This is a genomic window from Myxacorys chilensis (assembly GCF_059505265.1).
In genome coordinates this window covers 1-5,909 of sequence record NZ_JCACKG010000150.1, presented here as the reverse complement: position 1 = coordinate 5,909, position 5,909 = coordinate 1, and the positions used below count along the sequence as shown (strand labels likewise).

Sequence of the window (5,909 nt, the reverse complement as noted above, 5' to 3'; positions counted from 1 at the left end):
CTGAAACCACACTCCTCCAGTATCGCAAAATCCACACGTCTAGAACACGACCCGACATTTGTATCGCTGCCTTCCTGCTTGTGATTGCCCGTGTTTGACCACATCTTCACTGCTGCAACTCGGGCAAAGAACGGGTTCGAGAACCATCAGAGTTATCCTTGCTGAAACCACACTCCTCCAGTATCGCAAAATCCACACGTCTAGAACACGACCACAAAATGCTCAACGCGAAAAGAGACGCTTCATTGAAGCGTCTCCGTCAACGAAACCACGATAATGAGATTTACGATTACTGAGCGTTCTGGCGATACCACGCGATCGTATTCTTCAATCCTTCCTCAAACCCAACTTGAGCTGTGAAGCCAAACGCTTCTTTGGCTCGATTGGTGTCAAGACAACGACGCGGTTGCCCATTGGGCTGATCGGTTTGCCAGACAATTTCGCCCTTAAACTCCATTAAGTCGCAAATTAAAGTGATCAAATCTCGAATTGAGATCTCATATCCCGTTCCTAAGTTGACAGGTTCAGCATCGCTGTAGTGCTGCGCTGCCATCACAATTCCCCGGGCCGCATCTTGCGAATAAAGGAATTCGCGAGTTGGGCTACCATCTCCCCAAACCGGAAGTTGGGTTTCTCCCCGTTGCTGAGCTTCATGGACTTTGCGAATTAACGCTGGAATCACATGAGAGCTACGCGGATCAAAGTTGTCTTCCGGGCCGTAGAGATTGACTGGCAGCAGATAAATGCCGTCAAATCCATACTGCTGACGGTACGCTTGGAGTTGCACCAGCAGAGCTTTTTTGGCAACGCCATAGGGCGCATTTGTCTCTTCTGGATAGCCATTCCACAGATCGTCTTCCTTGAACGGCACAGGCGTGAACTTTGGATAGGCGCAAATTGTGCCGACACAGATGAACTTTTGGACGCCAGCTTGCATCGCTGAGTGAATCAGCTGGGTTCCCATCATCAAATTGTCGTAAAACAATTCGGCGGGTTTTTCCCGATTCAAACCGATGCCTCCAACGTGTGCTGCCAGGTGAACGACAACATCTTGCTGATCGACAGCACGCTGACAGTTTTCTAGCTTCGTGAGATCGAACTCTTGCGATCGCGGAACAGTGATCTTTTCAGGGTCAGCTCCCTCCTGGCAAAGCTGACTCACCACTTGGCGACCCAAAAAGCCTGCTCCACCAGTCACAAGAATACGTTTGTTACCCAAATCTAACGATGTGGAGGTCATGGTTTGAATTTGCTTACTGATTACAAAAGAACAGTTTAGAAAGAGATGCCTGCTAGACTCTGTCGAACGGTGGCATAGTCAGTGCTATGGTTGCCATTGGCGCTCGGTAAAGTCTCTAGTCCTAACGCTCTAAGGTCTGCATCGACCATCAGATGCACTAGCTCTTCAAACGTGACAGATGGCTCCCAGCCCAGTTTTTGCTTAGCTTTCGCCGGATCGCCAATCAGCAAATCGACTTCTGTGGGACGCAAATAACGCTCATCGAACTCAACATAGTCTTGCCAGTCGAGGTTGACCCGTCCAAACGCAAGAGTGAGAAACTCTTGCACAGAGTGGGTTTCGCCGGTTGCCACTACGTAGTCGTCCGCTTGATCTTGCTGCAACATCAGCCACATCGCTCGAACATAGTCTTTCGCGTAGCCCCAGTCCCGCTTAGCATCCAAGTTGCCCATGTACAGCTTCTTTTGACGCCCAGCGACAATCTGAGCCACTGCACGAGTGATTTTGCGCGTAACAAAGGTTTCACCGCGTCTGGGGGATTCGTGGTTAAACAGAATGCCATTACTGGCAAACAAGTCGTACGATTCCCGATAATTCACGGTTTGCCAGTGAGCAAACATCTTCGCGCAAGCATAAGGACTGCGAGGATAGAACGGTGTGGTTTCCGTTTGCGGAACTTCCATCACTTTTCCGTACATCTCAGAAGAGCCAGCTTGGTAATAGCGGACTTCGTTACCCGTGCGGTGCTGATAGTCACGGATTGCTTCTAATAGGCGCAATGCACCCATGCCGACGGCATCTGCCGTGTATTCTGGTGCATCGAAACTAACGCGAACGTGAGACTGGGCACCTAAGTTATAGAGTTCGGTCGGCTGGACTTCTTCTAAAATCCGCCCTAGCGTCGTTCCATCAGTAAGATCGCCGTAGTGAAGAAACAGCTTAGCTCCTTCAATGTGAGGATCTTGGTAGATGTGATCGATCCGATCTGTATTAAATGTCGAAGTTCTGCGAATGATGCCATGAACTTCATAGCCTTTTTCAAGCAGTAACTCACTCAAGTAAGAGCCATCTTGACCCGTGATACCTGTTAATAGCGCTCGTTTACGCTGCGTCATGCTTTAATTTTCCTCACCTGCAACTACACAAAAAGTCCGATCGCTAGCAGTAGAGCGATAACAAACCATATTTTCGCTTTATGTTACGCTAATCTACCTTGAAAGTTCTGTACCTAGTAATCCCACGGGTAGATATGTTATTAACATCAAGCCAGCGTGAACTACTTAAACCCTGTGTAAAGACGCTTTAGCCACTTTAACTAGATCTATAGAGTGCTAAGTGGCTACCCTACGATCGGTTTTCTGAAAATGGCGGCTAAAGCAGATCGCACCACATTAAACTCTGAATAACTTGTATACGATTAATAGTTTCATCTCTTTCTATAATGATCCGGATTACTTGAAGAATTTAAAGCGCGAAAGGGCTTCTGATTGCTTATCAGAAGCCCTCCAGGTTACGAAGCGCAATTCTACAGACTCTAGAGTTGAATTGAGAAACCCTTCGAGGTTTGCAAAGCGTTTGCGGCGGAGTTACGCTTACGCTAGTTGCAGTTCAACTTACTCCGCACTTTAGTCAAAGTATTGAATTTGATCTTCAAAGATCCGCGAATTAGATCTGTGAATTTTAATACGCGCCGTTGTCTTTTGGAAAAACGACAACACCAATTGTCTTGATGATGATCCACAAATCTAACCAAAAGGTTCTGAAGTTGGCGTAGTACAAATCAATTCTGACGCGCTGCGGGTAGGGAATGTCATTTCGACCTGAGACTTGCCACAATCCAGTAATACCGGGGCGAATCGTCAGAATAGCATCGATATGAGTTCCGTATTTCGGCAATTCCTCAACGACCAACGGTCGAGGACCAACAACGCTCATATCACCCATCAGTACGTTCCAGAACTGGGGAAACTCATCTAAGCTCGTAATTCTTAGTAGATGACCAATCCAAGTGATTCGGGGGTCATATTTTAGCTTGAAGTTGGCTTCAAATTCTTGGCGCAGATGAGGCGAGGTTCGCAGCATTTCCAGCAGCATTTCATCTGCATTGGGAACCATCGTCCTAAATTTGATGCACCCAAACCGCTTGTAGTTCTTTCCAACTCGTTCTTGAACGTAAAAAATGGAGCCTGATGAACTCAGGACAATCAGCAATGCGATTAGCAGGTAAACCGGGGAAAACAGAACTAATACTGTTAATGAAAAGAAAATGTCAAACAAGCGTTTGAGAACCTGGCTGTCTAGAGCTTCTAGAATCAACGGTCTCACGCTGCGTCTGACAAATGCCCGAATCACCTTGCCAGAAATGAGTTGGCTTTCGGCAGTCATCTTACTCCTTACACTTCCACACCACACACACAGTCCTGATCATAAAGCCATAGACTGATTACAGACACATTTGCTCCCAATTTGATGGGCAATTTTGCTCAATAAAACCAAAATTTTCAAGAATCGTTAGAAAAATTCTGAGCTACTTTGTGGTTTCAGCGACGCTAGGTATAGTTTCAGCTACGCCAGGTTCGATTGGAATTCCTGATAGGCTTGGTCTAAAAAGGTCAGATAGCGCTGTTTGAAGATCGTTGGGTGAAAGGTTTGAGCGTGAGATCGCGCCTCTTCTGCAACTATTTTCTGCTGACAGTCCTCGAACGTCTTGACGGCTTCAACGATGCACTGTTCCGTTTGTTCTGAAAATAAAATTCCGGTGCCGTTCACACCGTGTTGACGAATATCTTTGACCGTCTCAAGTGTGCCTCCCGCTCCATAGGCAATCACGGGCGTTCCGCAGGCTTGGGCTTCGACAGGGGCGATGCCAAAATCTTCGTAGGCGGCATAGACGAAGGCTTTAGCTTGAGATAAGTAGCGATCGACAACGGCATCGGGTTGCCAGCCTAAAACTTGAATATTGGATTTTGCAATGCTTTGAATGTGCTTTAATTCAGCGCCACTTCCAATGACCACTAGGGGACGACCGAGTTGATTGAATGCTTGAACAATTAACGATATTTTTTTATAGCTAACAAGGCGGGAAACGGTAACATAAAAGTCCTGTTTTTGGGCTTGAAAGGGGAAGCGATCGACCGCGACGGGAGGATAAATCACTTCGGCTGGACGCCTGTAACATCGCCAAATTCGACGGGCTGTATTTTTAGAATTGGCAATAAAGTAATCGACTCGATGGGCAGATAGTGCATCCCACTGACGCAACCGATGTAGCAAATAGCGAGTGAATACTCCTGGAATGCCCTGTCCGGCGCGACTGCTACGAAGATACTCAAACGTCATGTCCCAGGCGTAACGCATCGGCGCATGACAATAGCAGACGTGCATCTGATTGGGCGAGGTTAAGATGCCTTTGGCGACGGCGTGGGAAGACGAGAGAATGATGTCGTACTGGCGCAAATCGAGTTGCTCGATCGCAAGGGGCAGGAAGGGTAAATATTTCTGAACGCCGTTTCTGGCGAAGGGAAACTGCTGTAAGAAGGTTGTGCCGATGTTGCGCCCGTAGAGATAGCTTTCGGGATTGGTGGACTCGAAATCGATGAGGGCGTAAAGATCAGCATCAATATGCTTGAGAATTTCTTGGACAACGAGTTCTGATCCGCCTGTTGCTTTTGGGGTGAGCCATTCGTGGACGAGCGCGTAATTTGTCACGTTGGAAGTACAGCTTGTTAAGGAATCAATTCACACATTATCTATTGGGATGACGCTATCTAGTGGAATAGACGTTGAGTTCCGTAGAACGTTGAAATATGGCTGTATTAACAGCGTATGTTCGCTTCGGGAGCCAGTCGTGAGAAATAATGCAATTGCGCTACAGACAATGTTAGGGGGATTTTTAGCTGTTTTCGTTGGCATTACCGTTTTCGTGCTGACAGGTATTCTTAACTACCGGGATGCGAGCATCGGTGAATGGTTTGGGGTCTATGCAACGATCGCGTTTGCGCTCTTTCTGCTGGGCGTCTACATAACGGCTCTGAGAATTCGGCAAACATCAAGACGAGAGTTGGAAATTGAGCCGTCATTTTTGGTCTTGGGTTGCTTGCCGGGTTGGGTAATTGGTGGTGTATGTAGATACATTCGTCTTTTTCATCCAGCGCGATCGCGCTTAGTCGACTGGCAAGATTGGCTCTTTCTGCCATCGCTGAGTCTACCTCTTGTGGTGCTGCTCTCGCTTACAGGACTTTGGATTGCCTGCCAATTTGAAGTAACCAGGTCTAGCGCTCATTCAATTCGGTCTCTACTGCGATCGCTGGTTCCCGTGACGATCGCGCTTGTCATCGTTGCGATCGCTAACAACGGTTTTCCTGGCGAAACTGCCTCTGCTGAAGTCCGGCAACAGTGGGCAAACAAAGAATTCGGATATTACGAGCAGCAGATCGTGAAGCCGATTAAAACCTGCAAACCAATTATTGCGCGAGTCGGTAACGTGAAGTTTGTCGCCCCAACTAAAGGTAGAAACTACGTGTGGTCTGATCTAGGTAGTTCGGGTCATAGGGGGGAATTGACCCTAGAAGTAGTCGGTGAGAATGGCGTTGGTGTAGGTAACTCTACGTTCCATAAGTAGAGAGGTGCAATTAAATATAAGATAGAGTAGGAGTGTCACCTTGTACTA

5 protein-coding genes and 1 pseudogene are annotated in these 5,909 nt (G+C 47.4%); 1 reads left to right on the top strand and 5 read right to left on the bottom strand.

All coding sequences use genetic code 11. The features are described 5' to 3' along the window. Nucleotides 1-51 precede the first annotated feature (51 nt). The 5 genes and pseudogenes from AC5JLB_RS11465 to AC5JLB_RS11445 form a co-directional block, all read right to left on the bottom strand. Nucleotides 52-147 (bottom strand): annotated as a pseudogene (locus tag AC5JLB_RS11465) (transposase); the annotation flags it as partial. A 142-nt stretch (nt 148-289) separates the two neighbouring features. Further along, entirely contained in the window at nt 290-1,240 is a 951-nt protein-coding gene (locus AC5JLB_RS11460) for a GDP-L-fucose synthase family protein (protein ID WP_495873964.1), read from the bottom strand. Between the two features lie 35 nt (nt 1,241-1,275). After that, nucleotides 1,276-2,355 (bottom strand): GDP-mannose 4,6-dehydratase, encoded by a 1,080-nt coding sequence (gene gmd / locus AC5JLB_RS11455; RefSeq protein WP_495873963.1) that lies wholly within the window; start codon nt 2,353-2,355, stop codon nt 1,276-1,278. 565 nt (nt 2,356-2,920) lie between these two features. Next, nucleotides 2,921-3,625 carry an undecaprenyl-phosphate galactose phosphotransferase family protein gene (locus AC5JLB_RS11450; RefSeq protein ID WP_495873962.1) on the bottom strand — a complete coding sequence of 235 codons (705 nt, stop codon included), beginning with the start codon at nt 3,623-3,625 and terminating at the stop codon, nt 2,921-2,923. 180 nt (nt 3,626-3,805) lie between these two features. Further along, nucleotides 3,806-4,948: a glycosyltransferase gene (locus tag AC5JLB_RS11445; RefSeq protein ID WP_495873961.1), complete on the bottom strand. Its 1,143-nt coding sequence runs from the start codon at nt 4,946-4,948 to the stop codon at nt 3,806-3,808. Between the two features lie 139 nt (nt 4,949-5,087). Here AC5JLB_RS11445 and AC5JLB_RS11440 point away from each other — a divergent pair, with 139 nt between their 5' ends. Next, nucleotides 5,088-5,861, top strand: coding sequence for a hypothetical protein (locus tag AC5JLB_RS11440; RefSeq protein WP_495873960.1), 774 nt, complete (start codon nt 5,088-5,090; stop codon nt 5,859-5,861). Nucleotides 5,862-5,909: the final 48 nt, after the last annotated feature.

Excerpts from the sequence above, each read along its gene's own strand:
- AC5JLB_RS11460 (WP_495873964.1), bottom strand. The coding sequence starts at position 1,240 with ATGACCTCCACATCGTTAGATTTGGGTAACAAACGTATTCTTGTGACT.
- gmd (WP_495873963.1), bottom strand. The coding sequence starts at position 2,355 with ATGACGCAGCGTAAACGAGCGCTATTAACAGGTATCACGGGTCAAGAT.
- AC5JLB_RS11450 (WP_495873962.1), bottom strand. The coding sequence starts at position 3,625 with ATGACTGCCGAAAGCCAACTCATTTCTGGCAAGGTGATTCGGGCATTT.